The sequence below is a fragment of the Clostridium grantii DSM 8605 genome, from assembly GCF_900129965.1.
GTDB lineage: Bacteria > Bacillota > Clostridia > Clostridiales > Clostridiaceae > Clostridium_AF > Clostridium_AF grantii.
Genome location: NZ_FQXM01000029.1, coordinates 1 through 21,422, shown reverse-complemented (window position 1 = coordinate 21,422; position 21,422 = coordinate 1). Strand labels below are relative to the sequence as shown.

Below are 21,422 nucleotides of genomic sequence, written 5' to 3'. Positions count from 1 at the left end.
TTATGAAAAATAAGTTCCAATTAGAATTTAATAGACTATATTTGGTCTTTTTAGGGGTATTAGTAGGAATTTTATTTATACTAGAGAACTATATTATAGCATCTATCTCAAGCATAATTCTTGTAGTACTAATAATCTTTAATATCTATATAGACAAAAGAAAAAAAAGTGAGTTCCAGAAATTTATAGATGATTTTTCTTCAAAAATGGATATAGCAACAAAAAATACTTTGATGAATATACCGTATCCACTAATTATTTGTAATTTACAGGGAAATATATTATGGTATAATGATGAGTTCAAATCTAATTTTGAACCGAATCAATTAATGGGAAACAATGTAGGAGATATCATTCATGAGTTTTCAGCTAAGGAAGTATTTATAGAAAAAGAAAAAAAATATAAATATGTAAATATTGAAAAAAGGTATTTTGAAGTCACAGCTAAATTATTGGAGACTAAAATCAAAAGTGAAAAAGATAGTTTATTTTTGATATATCTTAACGATAAAACTTATGAAGTTAATTTATATAAGGATAAAGAAGCTGCAAAAAATGGGGTTGTCTTAATAGATGTAGATAATTTAGAAGATGTTTTAAAAGTAACAGAAGAAGATAGCATACCGTTGTTAATAGCAGAAATTGAAAGAAAAATAAAAGCATATTCGCAAAAAAATAATGCAGTGTACTTGAAATATTCTCACAGTAAATATATGCTTATAGTACAAGAAAAAGATATTGAAAATGAAATTCAAAATAAATTTGAAATTTTAGAGAATATTAAGGAACTTAAATTTGGAAACAGTATTAGTGTAACACTAAGTATAGGAATAGGAAGAGGGGGAATAACTCCCTATGAAAATCAGCAATTTGCAATTTCGGCTATGGAACTAGCTCTTAGTAGAGGTGGCGATCAAAGCGTTGTTAAAACAAAAGACCATTTGGAGTTTTTTGGAGGTAAATCTAAAGAAATAGAAAAAAGAAGTAGGGTTAAGGTTAGGGTAATTTCAAATGCTGTAAAATCAATAATAAAAGAAAGTAATAATGTTTTTATAATGGGACACATGAATCCAGATTTAGATTTTTTTGGAGCGGCTGTTGGTTTAAGCAGAGCGGTTAAAATGTTAGGAAAAAAATGTTTTATAATTATTGATGAAAATAGCAATAGTTTAAAAAATGCTTTAAATGAATTAAATAAAGAGGAAGAGTACAATGGATTAATTATTACCAGTGAAAAATGTTTCAAGATAAAAGATAAAGAAAGTATACTTATAATTTTAGATGTGAATGCAAAAGGATATGTGCAAAACCTTGATTTGGTAAATAGCTTTTCAAAAAAAATAGTTATAGATCATCATAGAAAGGCTCCTAATTCAATAGAAGATAATATGATATGCTATATTGAACCATATGCCTCATCTACTTGTGAATTAATAACTGAAATTTTGCAGTATATTGTTGAGGATTTGCATCTTAAAATAAAACCTATAGAAGTGAATTTGTTATTAGCAGGAATGAGTGTAGACACGAAAAATTTCTATTTTAAAACAGGAGTAAGAACATTTCAAACAGCTGCATATCTTAAGAGAATGGGAGCAGATTCTTCTAGAGTTAAAAAATTACTATGGACTAATCTAGAAGGATATAAAAACAAAGCAAAAGTAATTGAATCAGTAAAAATAGTCGATGGAATTGCTTTGGCAAAGTGTCCAGTTGAAATGAATGATAATATTTTAGCAGCACAAGTAGCAGATGAATTATTGAATATTTCAGGGGTAAGAGCATCTTTTGTATTAATTAAAATTAATGAAGATGTATTAATAAGTGGAAGATCATTTGGTGATATTAGTGTACAAATAATACTAGAGTCACTAGGTGGTGGAGGACATTTTACTATTGCAGGTACAAAAATAAACAATGTTTCTTTAGAAAAAGCAGAAGAAATGTTGAAATTAGAGATTAATAAATATTTAAAGGAAGGTGTATACTAATGAAAGTTATATTATTGAAAGACGTAAAAGGAAAAGGAAAGAAGAATGAAGTTGTAAATGTATCAGATGGATATGCGAGAAATTTTTTATTTCCTAGGAAATTAGCAGAGGAAGCATCTGATAATAACGTTCATATACTAAATAAACAAAAAGAAAATGAAAGAAAAGTTAAGTTAGAAGAAATTGAAGCTGCTCAAAAATTGGCAGAATCACTAAGAGACAAACAAATAATAATTAAAACTAAAGCTGGAGACAGTGGGAGATTATTTGGAGCCATAACAAGTAAGGATATTGCAGATGAATTAAAGAAACAGTATAAAGTAGACATAGACAAAAAGAAAATTTCTTCAGGAAGTATTAAGCAATTAGGAGAGTACCAAATTGATGTTAAAATTTATCCAGAGATATCTACAAAAATAAATGTAATAGTAAGCGAATTATAAAAATAGAATGGGGGAACGCTCTAGATTTATTGGGGCTAGAAATATATTGAAATTATCTAAAGAATTAATACAAAAAGCATTTGGAGAAGTTATAGACAACTCTTTAACAATTGAGGCTAAAATAGAAAAGTTAGAGGAAATAATTAGAACTATATTGGATCCTAAATTAATTAGTACTAGAATAGTAAAGTTTAAACTTTCAAAATATATTAACTCAATGGATCCTTGTAAAAAAATATATGCACTTAATAAAATTTGTTCAGATGGAAATGGATTAGTGTTGCCACCAGATAAAGATAACCTAGAAAGTGCTTATGATGACACTCAAAAATGGATATCAGAAATTGTTGCTAGAAAATATGTAGAGAACACAATAGAAAAAGAAGTTGAAAAAGTTGTTATGGATAAACAAGAAAAGTATATTGATGAGGTAAGACTTGGAATATTAAAGAAGAAAAAAGGCGTTGAAAATACAAAAACTTTAAAAAAGATGTCTGAGTTAGAGGATTTAGATGATAGAAAACTTTCTAAAAATATTCAAACTTTGTTAAGACCACAAGCTTTTGAAGAAATTGTAGGTCAAGATAGAGCAATTAAATCCCTTCTATCTAAAATATCTTCTCCATATCCACAACATATTATTTTGTACGGACCACCAGGAGTTGGAAAAACAACAGCGGCAAGATTAGCATTAGAAGAAGCTAAAAAATTATCTTTTACTCCATTTTACGAAGAGTCAAAGTTTATAGAAGTTAATGGAACTACTTTAAGATGGGATCCAAGAGAAATAACTAATCCATTACTAGGATCTGTTCATGACCCAATATATCAAGGTAGTAAAAGAGATTTAGCTGAAATTGGTGTTCCAGAACCAAAGCCAGGCTTAGTAACGGAAGCTCATTGTGGAGTTTTATTTATTGATGAAATAGGAGAACTTGATAATATACTTCAAAATAAATTATTAAAAGTTCTTGAGGATAAAAGAGTAGAATTTTCATCATCTTACTATGATCCAGATGATGAAAATACACCAGAATATATTAAATATCTTTTTGAAAATGGTGCTCCAGCTGATTTTGTGTTGATTGGGGCAACTACAAGAGAACCTAAAGATATAAATCCAGCATTGAGATCAAGATGTACTGAAGTTTATTTTGAGCCTTTATCATCAAAAGAAATTGCAAGCATTGTTAGAAATGCTGCAAGCAAATTAGATATAGTTTTAGAAGAAGGCGTGGCTGAGTTAATTAGTAGATATACTATAGAAGGTAGAAAAGCAATTAATATTTTAGCAGATGTATATGGCTATATATTGTATAAAGAAAAGAATATTGAAAAAGATAAAATTTATATATCTATAAGTGATGTTGAGGAAACCATTTCTATAGGTAGATTGATTTCATATGAGCAAGATGCTAAAAATGAAGAAATGGAGATTGGGCATATTTATGGTCTAGGAGTTAGTGGATATATAGGTTCAACTATAGAAATAGAAGCTTCATCTTTTGAAGCAAGAGAAAAGGGCAAAGGAACAGTGAGATTTAATGACACAGCAGGCAGTATGGCAAAAGATTCAGTTTTTAATGCAGCTTCTGTGATTAGAAAAATTACCGATAAAGATATAAGAGACTACGACATACATGTTAACGTAATTGGCGGAGGAAAGATAGATGGACCTTCAGCGGGAGCGGCTATAACTGTATGTATAATTAGTGCTTTAACAAACAAAGCATTAAGACAGGATATTGCTATTACAGGAGAAATATCTTTGACAGGTAAAATTAAACCAGTTGGTGGAATTTTTGAAAAGATATATGGGGCTAGAAGAAAAGGAATTAAAAAAGTAATGGTTCCTAAAGATAATGAAAAAGAAATACCAGTTGGCCTTGAAGATATTCAGGTTTATGCTATAGAAAACATTGAAGAATTAATGAAACATGTATTTTAGTTAAGAAAGTAGGCGTGATTTAAATGGATGAACCAATGAAGAGTTTACCCCATAATATTCAAGCAGAGCAAACTGTACTTGGGTGTATGCTTAAAGATAAGTCGTCTATTGTAAATGCGGCAGAAACTTTGAGTGAAGATGATTTTTATAGAGAATCACATAAAATGTTGTTTAAATCAATTCTAGATTTATTTATGAAGGATACTCCAGTTGATATGATAACTTTGATTGAGCATTTAAAATCAATACACATGTTAGATGGCGTTGGAGGAATAACATATATTACTGAAATTTCAGATTCAGTGATTATAACTTCAAATTTGAGTTCATATATAAAAATCGTAAAAGATAAAGCAATACTTAGAAAGCTGATTAAAGCTTCTACAGAAATTATGGAAGATAGTTATACAAAACAAAATGATGTTCCAGATGTATTAGACTTAGCTGAAAAAAGAATATTTGATATTGCACAAAATCGTGCTACTAATGAATATGAAGCTATAGGAACAGTACTTGAGAGAGGTATAACTAATATTGAAAATGTTTTTAACAGTAAGGGAGATACAACAGGCGTTCCTTCTGGTTTTCCAGAGTTAGATAGTATGACTTCTGGGTTTCAACCAGGGGATATGATATTAGTTGCAGCTAGACCTTCTATGGGTAAAACTACATTTTCCATTAATATAGCTGAACATGTAGCTTTAAAAGAAGGAAAAAGTGTAGTTGTATTCTCATTAGAAATGTCAAAAGAACAACTGGTATACAAAATACTAAGTTCTCAAGCTAATGTAGATATGCTTAAACTTAGAACAGGAGAATTGTCTGAAGAACATTGGTCAAGAATAGGAAAGGTAGCAGGTCCTATAGCAATGTCTAAAATATTTATTGATGATACGGCTGGGGTTTCTGTAATGGAAATGAGGTCTAAGTGTAGAAGAATTAAAATGGAACATGGAATTGATATGATATTAATTGACTACTTACAATTAATGTCGGGTAGTTCAAGGTCTGAAAGTAGACAACAAGAAGTATCTGAAATTTCAAGATCAATAAAAGCATTAGCAAAAGAAATGTCTTGTCCTGTAATTGCTTTATCACAGCTTTCTAGGGCGCCAGAGCAAAGGGCAGATCATAGGCCTATGCTTTCTGACCTTAGAGAGTCAGGATCTATTGAGCAAGATGCGGATTTAGTAATGTTTCTTTATAGAGATGAGTACTATGATAAAGAAACAGAAGATAAAAATGTAGCAGAATGTATAATAGCAAAGCAAAGAAATGGTCCTACAGGAACAGTAAAATTAGCATGGTTAGGCCAATTCAGTAAATTTGGAAGATTAGATATGATTCACCAAGAGTAAAGAACTGAAAAATTCAGTTCTTTTTTTGTGCAATCAAAATATAACTATTATGTAGTAGATAATTATTATTAGTGGTATAATATGAGAAAATAATTATAAAGTACCATTAAAAAAATAATAATTAATAGCATTTAGACAATAAAGTAAAAAAACTAACTAATAAAACTAGGAGGATTTAAAATGAAAAAAGAAAAGAATAAAAAAGATAAAAAGGGAATAAAGGCTAAGAAAACAGTAAAAGAAGTGGCTAAGATAATTGCGGATGCTACTGTAGAAACAAAAGATGCCGCATTAAAGAAATCCGGAGAAATCATAAACAAGGATAATATAGAAAAAGGAATTGAGAATGTTAAGAATACAGCTCAAAGTATAAAAGAAAATACGCAAAAGACAGGAGAAAATATTTATAAAAAAGCTGAAAAAATCATTCCTAAAAAAGCAGTAAAAAGTGAGTTTATAGTTGAGTATAATGATAGAAAGATTACTGAAAAAGAAATAGTAGATAAATTTAATCATATCTGGAATGAAAGTGATAACAAAGAAGATATAAATTCACTTAAAATTTATTATAAAATTGAGGAAGAAACAGCATATTGTGTAGTAAACGAAAAAATAACTATAGCTATAAAGTTAATCTAACCTATGATAATATCATAGGTTTTTTTTATTGTATAGAAATTTATAAATTTCAGTTTATAGTTTCCTGGTAAATAATTTTATAAAATAAGGGAAAGCTAAAAATACACTTAACATGGATTTAACATGGATATAATATTGGCTTAACATTGACATGATAAATTAGTATTGTACTCAATAATGAGTTTATAAAAATAATGTTGATTAATTTATATGAAATTTTAGGAGGAGTTAAAAATTATGAAAAAAAGAATTTTAAGTGTGATTTTAGGGATATCTTTAGTTGTTGCTTTAGTAGGTTGTGGATCAAATAATGCAACAAACAATTCAACAAGCAATGCTGGAGAAGAATCAGCAGTAGAATCAAAATTAGAAGGAACAGTTGCAGTAGTAGGGTCCACATCTGTACAACCATTAGCTCAAGAGTTAGCTGATGCTTTTTCAGAAATCGAACCAGGAATTCAAGTAGATATTCAAGGAGTAGGTTCATCTGCTGGTGTTAAAGCAGCAAATGAAGGAACTGCTGATATTGGAACATCTTCAAGAGAACTAAAAGAAGAAGAAAAGGGTTATGGATTAACAGAACATATAATTGCATATGATGGTATTGCTATAGTAGTAAGCCCAAACAATACAGTAGAAGATTTAACTACTGAACAAATAGCTCAAATTTTCAAAGGTGAAATAACTAATTGGAGTGAAGTTGGTGGAGCAGATGCAGATATTTTAGTTGTAAGTAGAGAAGATGGGTCAGGAACAAGAGGAGCTTTTGAAGAATTAGTTAAATTGTTAGATGAGAATGATGCAAGTTTAGTTAGAGCGGATGCTTTAATAGCTGATGGTAATGGCGCTGTAAAGGCTAATGTTGCTTCAAAAGAAAATGCTATAGGGTATGTTTCTTTAGAATACTTAGATGATACACTTAAAGCCGTAAAAGTTGATGATGTTGAAGTTTCTGTAGAAAATATCAAAGCTGGAACGTATAAAATTTCAAGACCATTCTTAATGTTAACTAATGGTGAACTTAATGAAGCAACTCAAGCTTACTTAGATTTCATCATGAGTGACGCAGGACAAGAAATAGTTGGAGAAAAATTAATAACAGTAAAATAGTAAAAGAAGCTAAATCATAAAAAATAGAATTGAGGAAATGCATAGGATAATGTATTTCTTCAATTTTATGTCTTTAATTTTGTGTAGCAATTAAATATAGGTATCCCAGTTCAACTATTAATTTATACGTGTCCAAAACTCCTAGAAGCTTGGAGATTTTGGACACGTATAAATTAAGTTTCACAATGGGATCCCTATATAAGGTCATTATTATAAAGTAAATGAAATCTATTTAAAAATATATAAAGTATAAATTAGAGTTATAAAATTAATACTATTTAGGAGGAAAATAAATGTTTAATGGGGAAACTTTTTTGTCTAAAGCGACAAAGAAAAATGAAAAAAAAGAAAATTTAAAAGATTTCTCCCAAAAAAATATAGGAGGAGCTAAATTCAGAAACTTTATTGAAATTTTTATGAAATATGTATTTTTATTTTGCGCAAGTGTTGCTATTTTAAGTGTAATAATAATTACAGTGTTCATATTTATTAAAGGAAGTCCTGCAATTTTTGAGATTGGAGTGCTTAATTTTATTTTTGGGAAGGTTTGGTCGCCTTCTGCAAATCAATTTGGAATATTATCAATGATTATAGCGTCTATATATGCTACGCTTGGAGCAATTCTATTAGGAGTTCCAATTGGAATATTTACCGCTGTTTTTTTAGCAGAAATAGCACCTAGTTGGGCGAAAAAAATCATAAGGCCTGCAGTTGAGCTTTTGGCTGGAATACCATCAGTTGTTTATGGTTTTTTTGGCTTATTAGTTTTTGTTCCATTAATAGATAAGATTTTTAAAAATGGTGGAAATAGCTTGTTGGCGGCTATATTAATATTATCAATAATGATATTACCTACAATAGTTAGTATTTCAGAAAGTGCAATTAATGCAGTGCCAAAGGAATATAAAGAGGGATCTTTAGCATTAGGGGCATCACATGTACACACAATTTTTAAAGTTATTCTACCAGCGGCTAAATCAGGTATATTAGCTGCTACAGTATTAGGAATAGGTAGAGCTATGGGAGAGACTATGGCCGTAATATTAGTAGCAGGAAATACGGCTATGATTCCTAATGCAGTAACAGATAGAGTTAGAACAATGACATCAAATATAGCATTAGAAATGTCGTATGCATCAGGACTTCAAGAGAAAGCTTTGTTTGCTACCGGCGTAATATTATTTATATTTATAATGGGTTTAAATTTAATACTAAATAGTGTAACGAATAAGGTAGGTGAGTAAGTTGAAAAACAAAGGAAAACTTTTAGATAAAATATTTTTATTTTTAATATATTTTTCCGCTTTTATTACTATAGGGGTCTTAATTTGGATTTTAACTTATGTAATAATGAATGGTATAAAGGAAATAAATTGGAATTATCTAACCGCAGAGGCTAAGGGGGATAATCCAGGTATTTTTCCTATGATAGTTAGTACATTATATATAGTAATTCTTTCAATAATTATTGCAACGCCTATAGGGATAGGTGCAGCAATTTATTTAGTTGAATATGCTAAACCAGGTAAATTAGTTAGATTAATTAGGTTTGCAACAGAAAGTTTATCAGGTATTCCATCTATTATATTTGGATTATTCGGTATGTTGTTTTTTGTAACGGCATTAAAACTTAAATTTTCACTTTTATCAGGAGCATTAACATTAAGCATAATGGTACTTCCAACATTGGTAAGAACTACTGAGGAGGCTTTAAAGTCGGTTCCTGATATTTATAGGGAAGGAAGTTATGGTTTAGGTGCATCAAAGCTTAGAACAATAACTAATATTATTTTACCTTCAGCAATACCAGGTATATTAGCAGCTGTAATTCTTAGTATTGGCCGTATAGTGGGGGAAACAGCAGCAGTATACTTTACAGCTGGAATGGTTCCAAGAATACCTAGTAGCATAATGAATTCAGGTAGAACATTAGCAGTACACTTATATGTTCTAGCAAAAGAGGGAATTTCATTTCAGCAAGCTTTTGCTACAGCAACTATATTAATATTTTTAGTTGCTATAATAAACTTTTTAGCCAATAGAATTGCAAAAGCATTGAAAAGAGCGTGATAGTAATAGTTGAATTTTATAATATTTGGAGGATGAAATATGAGTAATTTAAAATTATCAGTAAAAGATTTAGACTTATATTATGGGGAGTTTCAAGCACTAAAAAAGATAAATTTACAGGTTGAAGAAAATAAAATTACAGCTTTAATAGGACCATCAGGATGTGGAAAATCTACATTTTTAAAAACTTTAAATAGAATGAATGATTTAATAGAAGGTGTAAAAATACAAGGAGATTTAAGATTAGATGGTCAAGATATCTATGGAGATATAGATGTAATTAAATTAAGAAAAAGGGTTGGTATGGTATTTCAAAAACCCAATCCATTTCCAATGAGTATCTATGATAATATAGCTTATGGGCCTAGAACACATGGTATTAACAAAAAAAATGAGTTAGATGAAATAGTTGAAACAAGTTTAAAAAATGCTGCTATATGGGATGAAGTTAAAGATAGATTGAAAAAGAATGCATTGGGTTTATCAGGTGGACAACAACAAAGAATTTGTATAGCAAGAGCTTTAGCTACTCAGCCAGAAATATTGCTTATGGATGAGCCAACATCAGCACTAGATCCTATTTCTACTTTAAAAATAGAAGATCTAGCTGCAGAATTAAAAAAGAATTATACAATAGTAATAGTTACACACAATATGCAGCAAGCAGGACGTATATCAGATAAAACAGCTTTCTTTTTAAATGGAGAAATTGTAGAGTATGATGATACTAATGTGATATTTAGCAATCCAAGAGATACAAGAACAGAAGATTATATAACAGGAAGATTTGGTTAATAGTGTAGAGGAGGGTACGTATAGTATGAATACAAGAATAGCATTTGAAAAAGAATTAAAAGAAATTCATAATGGATTATTGAAAATGGGGAAAATAATTGAAGAATCTATTGATGAAACAATAGAAGCGTTGGTTAATCAAAATGAAGAGCTTGCAAAAAGGGTTATAGAAAAAGATGATATTATAGATAAAATGGAATTAGATTTAGAAGCGGAGTGTATAAAAATAATAGCACTTCAGCAGCCAATAGCTACTGATTTAAGAAGTATTGCGTCTGGTCTTAAAATAATAACTGATTTAGAAAGAATAGCAGATCATTGTTCTGATATATCAAAATATACATTAAAATTATGTAAAGAGAATTATAGAAAACCCTTAGTTGATATTCCTAAAATGGCTAAACAAGTAAAGAAGATGGTTGGAGAGACAATTGAAAGTTATATAGATTTAGATGTAGAAAAAGCAAAACAAATAAAAAGGGAAGACGATGTAGTTGATGCTTACTTTCATGATTTAGTTGAAGAAATAAACGAATTTATGAAAGAAGATAAAGAGTATATTTATCAAGGAACTTGTTTGTTATTTATAATTAAGTATTTAGAAAGAATGGCGGATCATGCTACAAACATATGTGGATGGATTATATACAATGTTACGGGTGTGCATAAATAAAATTTGTTTTATTATTAATATTGTATAAGGCTCCTTTTTTATCTGATTTTTATGTCCTATAAAAAAGGGGCCTTTTGTGTATAAATTATTATTTTAAGAATCTTAGTTGTACTAAAGCACAATCTTGAATTGCGGTAATACTATTTTCTTTACAATAAGTTAAAATCTCTAGGCTTTCTGCACCTGGTTGAATAAGAATTTTATTAATTCCAAGTTCGTGTGCTTTTTTTATATGTTCTATACCAAATGTTGGATTTATACATAAATCAACACAATCAATTTTGTAAGGGACTAAGTCTAAAGATTTAAAAGCTTCACCAGTTTTATCAGTGGGGGATACGCCAACTACGTTAAAGTTATTAATTTTCAATGCATTTAATATTTTATAGGCATATTTATCCATTTTTGTGGTACTTCCTATAACAACCCAATTTTTAAATTTAAATAATTCTTTTGCTTCCATAAAATCACGCCTTTCATAAGATATATTTAGTGTATAAAGTATTTAATAGTTTAACCATGTACATATTTTATTATAGTATAAAACATAAATATATTTAATGGGTTAATGAATAATATTATTAATCATAATGAATGGATACATTTATTTTGAAATTTTAGTATATAAACCAATAAATAATATAGTAACACAACATTGATAACTTGAAAAATACTAGTAAAACAATGTATAATAATGATATACATAAAGAATGTAGGGAATTTTGATTCAATAACAATAAAAGAAATACCAACTAGGTGTAACTTGAATTTTAATATTAAAAAATAAAACACAAGTAAAAATGTTTACTGTGTTATGGGAGGTATTCAAATGTTTTCAACAACGAAAAAAGGGAAATCAGGTTCAAATATTTCAGGAGATATGGATACAATTATTGGTGCATCATCTTGTATAGAGGGTAATATCAATTCTAATGGAGCTATAAGAATTGATGGTAAATTTATAGGAAATGTGGATACAAAAACAGATTTAATATTAGGAGAGCAAGGGTATATAAAAGGAAATATAGTTGCGAATAATGCAAGTATTTCTGGTAAAATTGAAGGCAATGTTAAATGTTTAGGTTTGTTAGAAATTATGACTACAGGTAGAGTTTTTGGAGATATTGAAGTTGTTAATATTGCCATAAGCGAAGGAGCATTATTTAAAGGTAGTTGTACAATGATAAATGAACCAGACGAAATGGACGTTAAGTTAATTGAATCATCAATACAAGATGAAGAAATAATATTTACTGAGGAAAAAATTCAAGAGTAACTATAGATATAATCAAGATGCAATAATATGAATTAAATAAGTATTTATTTTAAGTATTTATTTTAAATATTTAAAATAAAGAATAAAAGCTTTTGCGATTTGCAAAAGCTTTTATTTATAAAAAATTTATCTAATCTGACCATTTCCATAAATAATATATTTGCTAGAAGTAAGTTCTTTGATTCCCATTGGACCTCTTGCATGAAGTTTTTGAGTGCTTATGCCTATTTCGGCACCGAATCCAAATTCACTTCCATCAGTAAATCTAGTTGAAGCATTTATATAAACGGCAGCAGCATCAACTTCTTTTAAAAATCTTTGAGAATTATTATAATCCTTAGTCAATATAGCCTCAGAATGTTTTGTGCCATATTTATAAATATGCTCCATAGCTTCGTCTAGGGAATCAACTATTTTAACAGCTAAAATCAAATCTAGAAACTCATTTTCCCAATCACTTTCTTCAGCTTTAATTGTTTGAGGAAGTATTTTAAGTGTTTTCTCACAACCACGTAACTCTACGCTATTATTACAAAGAGATTTATAAAGTAGTGGTAAAAAATCTTTTGCAATTGCAGTGTGAACTAATACTGTCTCAAGTGCATTACAAACAGCAGGTCGTTGAGTCTTCCCATTAATAATAATATCTATAGCATTTTTAAAATCAGCACTTTCATCAACGAAAACATGACAGTTACCTACACCAGTTTCAATAACAGGAACAGTAGAGTTGTTTACTACAGCGTTTATTAAACCAGCTCCTCCTCTTGGAATTAAAACATCAATGTATTGATTTAAAGTCATTATTTTATTTACAGCTTCTCTTTCAGTAGTTTCAATTAGATTGATACATCCTTTAGGTAATCCAGCTTTTTCAGCAGCTGCAGATATAATTTCACCTATTTTCATATTTGAATTAAAAGCCTCTTTTCCACCTTTTAAAATAACAGAACTACCAGCTTTAATACAAATTGCCGCAGCATCAACAGTTACATTTGGCCTTGCTTCATATATTATACCAATAACACCAAGAGGAACTCTTACTTGCCCTATTTGAAGTCCATTTGGACGAGTAAACATTCGAACAACCTCACCAATAGGATCATCAAGTAAAGCAACTTCTTTTAATCCTTGAGACATAGACTTAATTCTATCTTCAGTTAAAAGCAATCTATCAAGAAGAGAAGCAGATAAGCCATTTGATTTTCCTTCCTTCATATCTAATGAATTAGCGTCATAGATTTCTTGTTTTCTAGATATTAATGCATCAGCCATTGATAGTAAAGCATTATTTTTTATGTTAGTAGGTATAGTTGACATAATTCTACTAGCAGATTTTGCTAGCATGCCTTTTTCAATTACATGAGACTCAATATTCAAAATAATTCCTCCTTGAAATTTTTTTATAAGAGCAAAACCATGTTATTTGTATGAATAACAACATGATAACTTTTATAGCCTAGAACAGATTCGATTTTATTAGAATCTAATCCTTTTATTGAATTAACATCATCAGAACTAAAGTTAGTTATTCCTTGAGCTAGTATGGTACCTTCTTTGTTTTGAAGAGAAATAACATCCCCTTCTACAAAAGAACCTTCTACAGATAGGATACCTTTTGGTAATAAACTTTTATGTTTATTGATAATTGCTTTTTCAGCACCAGAATCGATAATAACAATGCCGGCAGATTTTGTACCGTAGGCAATCCAATGTTTACGAGCATTCAGTTTGTGTGTATTAGGATGAAAAAATGTGCCTACTTCTTCACCTTCAAGAACTCTATTTAATATGTTATCTTGAGAACCATTAACAATAATCATAGCAGAACCAGCTGCAATAGCTATTTTAGCAGCATTTAATTTTGTAATCATTCCACCGGTTCCTAAATTTGAACCAGCACCGCCAGCACAAGAGACTATCTCATCAGTTAAATCAAAAACATTGCTAATAAGAGTAGCATCAGGGTTAGTTTTAGGATTGCTGTCATATAAACCCTCTATATCAGAAAGAATTATAAGTAAATCACTTTCTACTAAACTAGTTACCATAGCTGATAAAGTATCGTTATCACCAAATTTAATTTCATCAACTACAACTGCATCATTTTCATTGATAATTGGTATAACATTAGCTTCTAGTAAAGAAAAAAAAGTGTTTCTTATATTGAGAAATCTTTTTCTATCAGACATATCTTCTCTAGTTAATAAAATTTGAGCTCCAATTTTACCATACTCAGACAGAAATTTTTCATACATATGAATTAAAATACCTTGACCAACAGCTGCGGCAGCTTGTTTTTCAGGAATGGTTTTTGGTCTAATTTTAAGCCCTAATTTACCCATTCCAGCTGCAATTGCACCTGATGAGACAAGAATAACTTCAATTCCTTTATTATTAATATCTGAAATTTGACGAACTAATTTTTCTATTCTTCCAAAATTCAACAATCCTGTTGAGTGAGTTAATGATGAAGTTCCAACTTTTATAACGACTCTTTTAACTCCTTGTAGATAATCGTTTCTATTAATAGTACTCAAAATATTTCACCTTCCCAATTTAAATGTGAATAGTTATACGTATAATTTATTTTTTATTAATAAAGTAGTATAATAAAGGCTAACATATAAATAAATATATTTTTTAAAAAGATTTATTTGATTTAGCAAATTATATCATATAAGTGTATAAAAATTCAATTAAAAGGGGTGTAAATATGAGTAAAAAAATTGGATTCATAGGTTGTGGAAATATGGCAAAAGCTATAATAAAAGGAGTCCTAAATTCAAATATATTTTTAGGTGAAGATATTATTGTTAGTGATATCAATTTAGAAATGCTAGAAAAAACAAAATTAGAAATGGGTATTGAAATAACGTTAGATAATAAAGTGGTATCTAAAAATGCTGATTACATAGTTCTTTCAATTAAACCTAATATGTATGAGAAAATAATACAAGAAATAAAAGAAGATATAAAAGAAAAAACAATAGTTATCACTATAGCAGCAGGAATAACAAGAGAAAAAGCGGAAAGTAATTTTGGCAAAAAAGTTAAGTTAGTTAGAGTTATGCCAAATACACCAGCACTTGTTGGAGAAGGTATGAGTGCACTATGTCCTAATGATATGATAAGTAAAGAAGAGTTAAAAGAAGTTGAAGATATATTTAATAGTTTTGGTAAAACTGAAATAATGGAAGAAAAATATATGAATGCTGTAACAGCTCTTACAGGTTCATCTCCTGCCATAGTATATAGCTTTATAGAAGCATTAGCAGACGCAGCAGTACTAAAAGGATTACCAAGGGATAAAGCTTATAAATTAGCATCTCAAGCGGTTTTAGGGTCAGCAAAGATGGTTTTAGAAACAGGAAGACATCCAGGAGAATTAAAAGATGCTGTATGTTCACCTGGTGGCACAACAATTGAAGCTATGTTTTCTCTTGAAAAAAATGGTTTTAGAGGAGTAGTTATGGAGAGTTTTGTTAAATGTGTAGATAAAGCTGATGAGATGTCAAAATAATAAATACGAATCTTTAATTAAAATTACATAAAATTATTCGTATTTCTATTGATTTTAATAATAGGGTCTGTTACTATGTTATTTGGAGGCAACAACAATTATAATTAAGTAGATTTTGTTGAAATACTTCCTAAAATTAACTAAGTCGAAATATTAATAATAATAGATATTAATTCCAAAAATGAAAGTGAGGAATAAGCATGTCAGCTTTTATAGTATTAGGTGCTCAATGGGGCGATGAAGGAAAAGGAAAAATGACTGACTATCTTGCAGAAGATGCAGATGTTGTTGTTAGATTTCAAGGTGGAAATAACGCTGGTCATACAGTTGAAGTTGGAGAAAAACAATACAAACTACATTTAATACCATCTGGAATTTTACATGATGAGAAATTAAACATAATAGGAAATGGTGTAGTTGTAGATCCAAAAGCTTTATTGGAAGAGATGAAATATCTTGAAGATTTAGGGGTTAAAATAACTCCAGATAAATTAAAAATTAGTGATAGAGCTCATTTAATAATGCCATATCATAGAATATTAGATGGATTAAAAGAAAGTGCAAGAGGTCTTAATGATATTGGAACTACAAAAAAAGGTATAGGACCATGCTATACAGATAAAGCTGAAAGATGTGGAATAAGAACTTGCGATTTATTACATCTTGATATTTTTAAAGAAAGATTAGCTTTAAATATTGAGGATAAAAACAAACTTATCCAAATGTATGGTGGAGAAGCATTAGATTTTAATGAAGTATATGAAGAATTTTTAGGATATATAGAGCAATTAAAAGATTATATTGCAGATACTTCTGTTATTATATATGATAAAAAATTGGAGAACAAAAATATATTATTTGAAGGAGCTCAAGGAACTCTTTTAGATATAGATTACGGTTCATATCCATTTGTTACATCATCTAATACAATAGGTGGAGGAGTATGTCCTGGAGCTGGAGTTGGACCTACTATGATAGATAGTGCTGTAGGTATAGCAAAAGCTTATACTACTAGAGTTGGTAAAGGACCATTCCCTACTGAATTAGATAATGAAATGGGCGAATTAATAAGAGAAAAAGGATTTGAATATGGAGTAACAACTGGAAGAGCTAGAAGATGTGGATGGCTAGACTTAGTTATTCTAAAAAGTGCGGCAAGAATTTCAGGATTAACTAGTTTCGCAGTAACAAAAATTGATACATTAGCGGGTATTGAAAAATTAAGAATTTGTGTTGGATATAAACTTAATGGAAAAGTTATTGATTACTTCCCAGCAAGTTTAGAGGATGTTGCTATTTGTGAGCCTATATATGAAGAATATGATGGATGGGATGATTCAATAGCTGCAGCTAGAAGTTATGATGAAATACCTGAAAATGCTAAGATATATATGAAAAGAATAGAAGAATTTACTGGAGTTAAGATTTCTATAATTTCAGTTGGACCAAAAAGAGACCAAACTATGAGAATAACAGATTTATAGAGAAAAGCATTGCCTGAAGAGGCAATGCTTTTCTATTGTAAATTATATGTGATTTTGGTTCATTTGTTTTTTTGTGATGTTTTGAATTGCAACAGCAGCAGAGGACCAAGCCCATTGTAAGTTGAAACCACCACAGTCACCATCTACATCTAATATTTCACCAGAAAAATATAGCCCAGGTAATATATTTGACTCAAGAGTACTAGGGTTTACTTCTAAAGTGTTTATTCCACCAGCAGTTACTTGAGAATTCTTAAATCCATTAGTATCAATAACTGTGAAACTCCAATTCTTTAAATTATTTAGAATATTTTCTTTATCTTCCCAACTTATTTCCCAGCAAGGTTTATGCATATCAATAATCTTTGATTCTTTTAATAACACAGGTATAATTTTTTTATGGATAATACCAATAAATGAGTTATAAAGGCTTCGATAAGAAAAAGTACCCCAGTGGTTTTCTAACATAATTTTTAATTCGTCATAAGATTTATTATTTATCATATCAATTTTTATTTCTACAGTAGATTTATTTTGTAGGGCTTTTGAAGCAATTCTACTTAACTGAAGTATGGGTGGGCCAGATATTCCGTAATCTGTAAATAATAGTTCGCCAAATTCAGATGTAATTTCTTTGTTATTTACAACAATTGTAGCTTTACCTTCGAATTTAACTCCAGATATAGCTTTTAATCTAGGATAATCTAGTTTAAGCTGAACTAAAGCAGGTGCAGGAGGTATAAGAGTATGCCCTAAATTTTTAGCTAGAAGGTATCCAGAACCATCAGAACCTGTATTAGGAGCTGAAACCCCACCAGTAGCTAATAATACTGATTTTGACCTTATTTCCATATCAGAAGAGATGGAAATATAGAAATTATCTCTTGATTTTTTTATTGAAGTTACTTTTGAATTAAGATATATAGGAATATCGCGTTCTTCTAAAGCAAGTAAAAGAATATCTAAAACAGAGGAAGCTTGAAGTGATAAAGGATAAAGTTTGCCTTCATCTAATTCAATGAAATTTATTCCTAAAGAATTAAAAAAGATTTCAGTATCTTGTAAAGAAAAATTTTGAAGAATTTTATTAATAAAATCAGGGTTTTCACTATGAAATCTATTTATACTAATATTTTTATTAGATATATTACATCTACCATTTCCAGTAGTTAATAATTTTTTACCTATTCTATTATTGGATTCAACAATAGCAACATTTAATCCAAAATCTTTTGCCATTATAGCGGAAAGTATTCCAGATGCTCCTCCACCTATTATTATTAAATCATGGTTCAAAGTAAAACCTCCTTTTATTATTAAAACAAATACGAATACAACTAATTTTAAAGTATTATAATATTTAAGTAAATGAAAATATTAACTTGAAAAAAAATTAAGGTATATTTATAATAAAATCATGGAATGACAAACCATAATTTGAAAATATATCTATGAGATTATGGCGAAAGGGAGATTATTATGAGTGGAGTAATTACGGAAAATAAATTTCAAGTGCATTATTCTCAAATTGATTATTTTAAAAGAGCAAAAATAACAACAATAGTTGATTTTTTTAATGATATGGCTGTATATCAAAGTGAAAAATTGGGAATAGGGCTAGAATATTTAAATGACAATGGTTTTGGATGGATAATTTTAAAATGGGATATAAATATAATCAAAATGCCTAAGTATTTAGATGAGATTATAGTTAAAACTCAACCGGTAGGTAAGAGAAAAATATTTGCATATAGAAAATTTGAAATTACAGATATACATGGGAATTTAATGGTAGAAGCTAAATCTATTTGGTCTTTGGTGAACATAAAAGGGTTAGTACCTGTAAAAATACCAGAGCAGGTTTCAAATAAATACAACTTAAAAGAGAGTAATGATATAGGAAATAAAATTAAAGATTCTAGTAATTTTGAAGATACCTCTAAATCTATTAGCATTAGAATTAGATATGGGGATATTGATACAAATGGTCATGTTAATAATGAAAAGTATATAGCTTGGATTATAGAAAGCATGTCTAAGGAAGTGATTATGCAATATAATTTGAAAAAGCTAAAGATAAGCTATAAAAAAGAAACAAAGTATGGAGAAAATATTCAGGTTTTAATAAATGAAGAAATAAAGGATGATAGAATTATTTGTTTACATAAAATAATAAATGAAGCACAAGAAGTACTAACTTTGGCAGAAACTCAATGGGAAAGGAATTAAAAGTGATAGTATGAATATAATTTCGGTAGATAGTAAAAATGATATGAATTACGTGAGAACTTTGTTTTTAGAGTATGCTCACTCATTACCTTTTAAATTAGATTTTCAAGATTTTGATCAAGAACTAGAAACCTTACCAGGAAAATATGAAGAGCCATTTGGGTGCATACTTGTAGCCTTTATAGACAAAGAAGCAGTTGGATGTATAGCTATTAGAAAAATTGAAAATAATACTTGTGAAATGAAAAGATTGTATGTAAAATCTAAGTATAGAGGCAAAGGCATAGGAAAAAAATTGGTAGAACATTCTATTAAAAAAGCCAAAGAAAAAGGTTATGATTATATGAAATTGGATACTTTATCTTCCATGAAGGGTGCAGTTTCATTATATAAATCCATGGGTTTCATGGAAATAGAACCATATATATATAATCCGTTTGAAAATGCTGTATATATGGGATTAAAGCTATAAAGTAGGTACTAAAATGAAGGAGGATGGATAAATAATGATTATTTATGCAGTATCAGATTCAATAGGTGAAACAGCGGAACTTGTTGCTAAAGCGACAGCCTCACAATTCATGGAGGAGATAAATGTTAAAAGAGTTCCTTATATAAAGACTGCGGAGGATGTAAGCAATTTTGTAAATTCCTTAGAAAATACTGATAGAATCATGGTTATATCCACCATTATTTTAGTTGATGTTAGAGAATTTTTAGTGGAAAGATGTATTGAAAAAAACATTCATATAGTTAATGTTTTAGGGCCAAGTATAAGTACGGCGGCTAGGGTTTTAAAAGCAATACCTACTTATAGACCAGGGGCTGTTTGGAAAATGGATGATGAGTATCATAAGAAAATTGAAGCAATGGAATTTGCTATTCAATACGACGATAGCAAGGATCATAGTGGATTAAAACATGCTGATGTGGTTTTGGTTGGACTATCAAGAACATCAAAAACACCACTATGTATGTATCTAGCTAATAAAGGTATAAAAGCATTAAATATACCTATAATGCCTGAAGCACCAATTCCACAAGAATTATTTGAAATTGATAGAAAGAAAATAATTGGATTAACAATAGACCCAATGCAGTTAATAGAAATAAGAAAACATAGATTAGGAAGTATAAGAAATTATTCTGCTACAAATAAGGACATACAATATGCAAATGCAAAAAGAGTTTTAGATGAATTAGATTTTGCAGATAGATTAATGAAAAAAATAGGATGTAAAGTTATTGATGTAACAAAAAGAGCTATTGAAGATACAGCTTTGATAATTATGGAAAGAATAAAAAAATAATTATTTTTTATAAAATTTATTTTAGTAATAATGTTATGAGCTATAATACTCGGGTAATTAATACAATATGTTTACCCTATATATAGTGGCTAAATAATTAAAAAACACTATATGCAGTACTAAAAATATATTTATGATATATATATAAAAAAGATAAAAAAATTTAATCAAAATATGTTGACAGAAGGAAGTATTTGCGGTATCATATATTTCGTTGGGTCAAGCGAAAGTTTGAGCACAATATATGTATGGCTCCTTGGTCAAGCGGTCAAGACATCGCCCTTTCACGGCGGTAACAGGGGTTCGATTCCCCTAGGAGTCACCATTATTTCATGGGCGCATAGCTCAGCTGGGAGAGCACCTGCCTTACAAGCAGGGGGTCACAGGTTCGAGCCCTGTTGTGCCCACCATGAAATACCTAAGTTAAATGTGGCCCAGTGGCTCAGTTGGTTAGAGTGCCGGCCTGTCACGCCGGAGGTCGAGGGTTCGAGTCCCTTCTGGGTCGCCATTTTTACATACATTAATTAAAACAAACATTGGATATGCTGGCATGGCTCAACTGGTAGAGCAACT

The 21,422-nt window shown here is 29.5% G+C and carries 20 protein-coding genes and 3 tRNA genes; 19 read left to right on the top strand and 4 right to left on the bottom strand.

Translation table 11 applies throughout. The features are described from left to right. The first annotated feature begins 2 nt into the window (after positions 1 to 2). From BUB83_RS17830 to phoU, 10 genes are all read left to right on the top strand, one after another. A complete protein-coding gene (locus BUB83_RS17830; RefSeq protein WP_073340339.1) occupies positions 3 to 1,991 on the top strand; it encodes a GGDEF domain-containing protein in 1,989 nt (662 codons plus the stop codon). Further along, on the top strand, positions 1,991 to 2,434 hold the full coding sequence (gene rplI / locus BUB83_RS17825) for a 50S ribosomal protein L9 (protein ID WP_073340337.1): 444 nt from the start codon (positions 1,991 to 1,993) through the stop codon (positions 2,432 to 2,434). The genes BUB83_RS17830 and rplI overlap by 1 nt, the downstream gene beginning before the upstream one ends. Before the next feature lie 7 nt (positions 2,435 to 2,441). Then, a complete protein-coding gene (gene lonC, locus BUB83_RS17820; RefSeq protein WP_084133663.1) occupies positions 2,442 to 4,382 on the top strand; it encodes a Lon family ATP-dependent protease in 1,941 nt (646 codons plus the stop codon). A 23-nt stretch (positions 4,383 to 4,405) separates the two neighbouring features. Beyond that, a complete protein-coding gene (locus tag BUB83_RS17815) occupies positions 4,406 to 5,740 on the top strand; it encodes a replicative DNA helicase (protein WP_073340334.1) in 1,335 nt (444 codons plus the stop codon). Positions 5,741 to 5,920: 180 nt separating this feature from the next. After that, complete coding sequence (locus BUB83_RS17810) at positions 5,921 to 6,379, top strand: DUF6465 family protein (RefSeq protein ID WP_073340332.1); 459 nt, start codon at positions 5,921 to 5,923, stop codon at positions 6,377 to 6,379. A gap of 237 nt (positions 6,380 to 6,616) precedes the next feature. Then, positions 6,617 to 7,489 carry a phosphate ABC transporter substrate-binding protein gene (locus tag BUB83_RS17805; protein ID WP_073340329.1) on the top strand — a complete coding sequence of 291 codons (873 nt, stop codon included), beginning with the start codon at positions 6,617 to 6,619 and terminating at the stop codon, positions 7,487 to 7,489. Between the two features lie 416 nt (positions 7,490 to 7,905). Then, on the top strand, positions 7,906 to 8,733 hold the full coding sequence (gene pstC / locus BUB83_RS17800; RefSeq protein ID WP_073340400.1) for a phosphate ABC transporter permease subunit PstC: 828 nt from the start codon (positions 7,906 to 7,908) through the stop codon (positions 8,731 to 8,733). Between the two features lies 1 nt (position 8,734). Further along, positions 8,735 to 9,559 (top strand): phosphate ABC transporter permease PstA, encoded by an 825-nt coding sequence (pstA, locus tag BUB83_RS17795; protein ID WP_242950707.1) that lies wholly within the window; start codon positions 8,735 to 8,737, stop codon positions 9,557 to 9,559. 39 nt (positions 9,560 to 9,598) lie between these two features. Next, entirely contained in the window at positions 9,599 to 10,354 is a 756-nt protein-coding gene (pstB, locus tag BUB83_RS17790) for a phosphate ABC transporter ATP-binding protein PstB (protein ID WP_073340324.1), read from the top strand. A 25-nt stretch (positions 10,355 to 10,379) separates the two neighbouring features. Further along, the gene (gene phoU / locus BUB83_RS17785) at positions 10,380 to 11,027 is read left to right on the top strand and encodes a phosphate signaling complex protein PhoU (RefSeq protein ID WP_073340321.1); all 648 of its coding nucleotides are present in this window, start codon (positions 10,380 to 10,382) and stop codon (positions 11,025 to 11,027) included. Positions 11,028 to 11,115: 88 nt separating this feature from the next. On the opposite strand, the gene BUB83_RS17780 is transcribed toward phoU, so the two are convergent. Continuing rightward, positions 11,116 to 11,490, bottom strand: coding sequence for a CoA-binding protein (locus BUB83_RS17780; protein ID WP_073340319.1), 375 nt, complete (start codon positions 11,488 to 11,490; stop codon positions 11,116 to 11,118). A 366-nt stretch (positions 11,491 to 11,856) separates the two neighbouring features. Here BUB83_RS17780 and BUB83_RS17775 point away from each other — a divergent pair, with 366 nt between their 5' ends. Beyond that, positions 11,857 to 12,303, top strand: a complete 447-nt coding sequence (locus BUB83_RS17775; RefSeq protein ID WP_159434114.1) for a bactofilin family protein — start codon at positions 11,857 to 11,859, stop codon at positions 12,301 to 12,303. Between the two features lie 126 nt (positions 12,304 to 12,429). On the opposite strand, the gene BUB83_RS17770 is transcribed toward BUB83_RS17775, so the two are convergent. Together BUB83_RS17770 and proB are read right to left on the bottom strand one after the other, a co-directional pair. Next, the gene (locus BUB83_RS17770) at positions 12,430 to 13,683 is read right to left on the bottom strand and encodes a glutamate-5-semialdehyde dehydrogenase (protein ID WP_073340316.1); all 1,254 of its coding nucleotides are present in this window, start codon (positions 13,681 to 13,683) and stop codon (positions 12,430 to 12,432) included. A 23-nt stretch (positions 13,684 to 13,706) separates the two neighbouring features. Further along, positions 13,707 to 14,843 (bottom strand): glutamate 5-kinase, encoded by a 1,137-nt coding sequence (gene proB, locus BUB83_RS17765; protein WP_423231150.1) that lies wholly within the window; start codon positions 14,841 to 14,843, stop codon positions 13,707 to 13,709. A 176-nt stretch (positions 14,844 to 15,019) separates the two neighbouring features. Here proB and proC point away from each other — a divergent pair, with 176 nt between their 5' ends. Continuing rightward, on the top strand, positions 15,020 to 15,826 hold the full coding sequence (gene proC / locus BUB83_RS17760; RefSeq protein ID WP_073340314.1) for a pyrroline-5-carboxylate reductase: 807 nt from the start codon (positions 15,020 to 15,022) through the stop codon (positions 15,824 to 15,826). 200 nt (positions 15,827 to 16,026) lie between these two features. Beyond that, positions 16,027 to 17,310, top strand: coding sequence for an adenylosuccinate synthase (locus BUB83_RS17755; protein ID WP_073340311.1), 1,284 nt, complete (start codon positions 16,027 to 16,029; stop codon positions 17,308 to 17,310). A 42-nt stretch (positions 17,311 to 17,352) separates the two neighbouring features. Here the strand turns inward: BUB83_RS17755 and BUB83_RS17750 are convergent, their stop codons facing one another. Beyond that, the gene (locus tag BUB83_RS17750) at positions 17,353 to 18,606 is read right to left on the bottom strand and encodes a BaiN/RdsA family NAD(P)/FAD-dependent oxidoreductase (RefSeq protein ID WP_073340308.1); all 1,254 of its coding nucleotides are present in this window, start codon (positions 18,604 to 18,606) and stop codon (positions 17,353 to 17,355) included. Positions 18,607 to 18,789: 183 nt separating this feature from the next. Between BUB83_RS17750 and BUB83_RS17745 the strand changes: the two genes are divergently transcribed. From BUB83_RS17745 to BUB83_RS17720, 6 genes are all read left to right on the top strand, one after another. Then, positions 18,790 to 19,539 carry an acyl-[acyl-carrier-protein] thioesterase gene (locus tag BUB83_RS17745; RefSeq protein ID WP_073340306.1) on the top strand — a complete coding sequence of 250 codons (750 nt, stop codon included), beginning with the start codon at positions 18,790 to 18,792 and terminating at the stop codon, positions 19,537 to 19,539. Positions 19,540 to 19,549: 10 nt separating this feature from the next. Beyond that, positions 19,550 to 20,011, top strand: a complete 462-nt coding sequence (locus BUB83_RS17740; protein ID WP_073340303.1) for a GNAT family N-acetyltransferase — start codon at positions 19,550 to 19,552, stop codon at positions 20,009 to 20,011. Positions 20,012 to 20,042: 31 nt separating this feature from the next. After that, on the top strand, positions 20,043 to 20,849 hold the full coding sequence (locus BUB83_RS17735; RefSeq protein ID WP_073340301.1) for a pyruvate, water dikinase regulatory protein: 807 nt from the start codon (positions 20,043 to 20,045) through the stop codon (positions 20,847 to 20,849). Between the two features lie 250 nt (positions 20,850 to 21,099). After that, a tRNA-Glu gene (locus BUB83_RS17730) sits at positions 21,100 to 21,174 on the top strand. 9 nt (positions 21,175 to 21,183) lie between these two features. Next, positions 21,184 to 21,259, top strand: a tRNA-Val gene (locus BUB83_RS17725). 21 nt (positions 21,260 to 21,280) lie between these two features. Then, positions 21,281 to 21,357 (top strand) — tRNA-Asp (locus BUB83_RS17720). Positions 21,358 to 21,422 lie beyond the last annotated feature (65 nt).

What these genes read in the sequence shown, in the direction of transcription:
- BUB83_RS17755 (WP_073340311.1), top strand. Translation starts at nt 16,027, where the DNA reads ATGTCAGCTTTTATAGTATTAGGTGCTCAATGGGGCGATGAAGGAAAA.
- phoU (WP_073340321.1), top strand. Translation starts at nt 10,380, where the DNA reads ATGAATACAAGAATAGCATTTGAAAAAGAATTAAAAGAAATTCATAAT.
- pstB (WP_073340324.1), top strand. Translation starts at nt 9,599, where the DNA reads ATGAGTAATTTAAAATTATCAGTAAAAGATTTAGACTTATATTATGGG.
- lonC (WP_084133663.1), top strand. Translation starts at nt 2,442, where the DNA reads ATGGGGGAACGCTCTAGATTTATTGGGGCTAGAAATATATTGAAATTA.
- BUB83_RS17745 (WP_073340306.1), top strand. Translation starts at nt 18,790, where the DNA reads ATGAGTGGAGTAATTACGGAAAATAAATTTCAAGTGCATTATTCTCAA.
- rplI (WP_073340337.1), top strand. Translation starts at nt 1,991, where the DNA reads ATGAAAGTTATATTATTGAAAGACGTAAAAGGAAAAGGAAAGAAGAAT.
- BUB83_RS17780 (WP_073340319.1), bottom strand. Translation starts at nt 11,490, where the DNA reads ATGGAAGCAAAAGAATTATTTAAATTTAAAAATTGGGTTGTTATAGGA.
- proC (WP_073340314.1), top strand. Translation starts at nt 15,020, where the DNA reads ATGAGTAAAAAAATTGGATTCATAGGTTGTGGAAATATGGCAAAAGCT.
- pstC (WP_073340400.1), top strand. Translation starts at nt 7,906, where the DNA reads ATGAAATATGTATTTTTATTTTGCGCAAGTGTTGCTATTTTAAGTGTA.
- BUB83_RS17805 (WP_073340329.1), top strand. Translation starts at nt 6,617, where the DNA reads ATGAAAAAAAGAATTTTAAGTGTGATTTTAGGGATATCTTTAGTTGTT.
- BUB83_RS17810 (WP_073340332.1), top strand. Translation starts at nt 5,921, where the DNA reads ATGAAAAAAGAAAAGAATAAAAAAGATAAAAAGGGAATAAAGGCTAAG.
- BUB83_RS17740 (WP_073340303.1), top strand. Translation starts at nt 19,550, where the DNA reads ATGAATATAATTTCGGTAGATAGTAAAAATGATATGAATTACGTGAGA.
- BUB83_RS17775 (WP_159434114.1), top strand. Translation starts at nt 11,857, where the DNA reads ATGTTTTCAACAACGAAAAAAGGGAAATCAGGTTCAAATATTTCAGGA.
- BUB83_RS17815 (WP_073340334.1), top strand. Translation starts at nt 4,406, where the DNA reads ATGGATGAACCAATGAAGAGTTTACCCCATAATATTCAAGCAGAGCAA.
- BUB83_RS17830 (WP_073340339.1), top strand. Translation starts at nt 3, where the DNA reads ATGAAAAATAAGTTCCAATTAGAATTTAATAGACTATATTTGGTCTTT.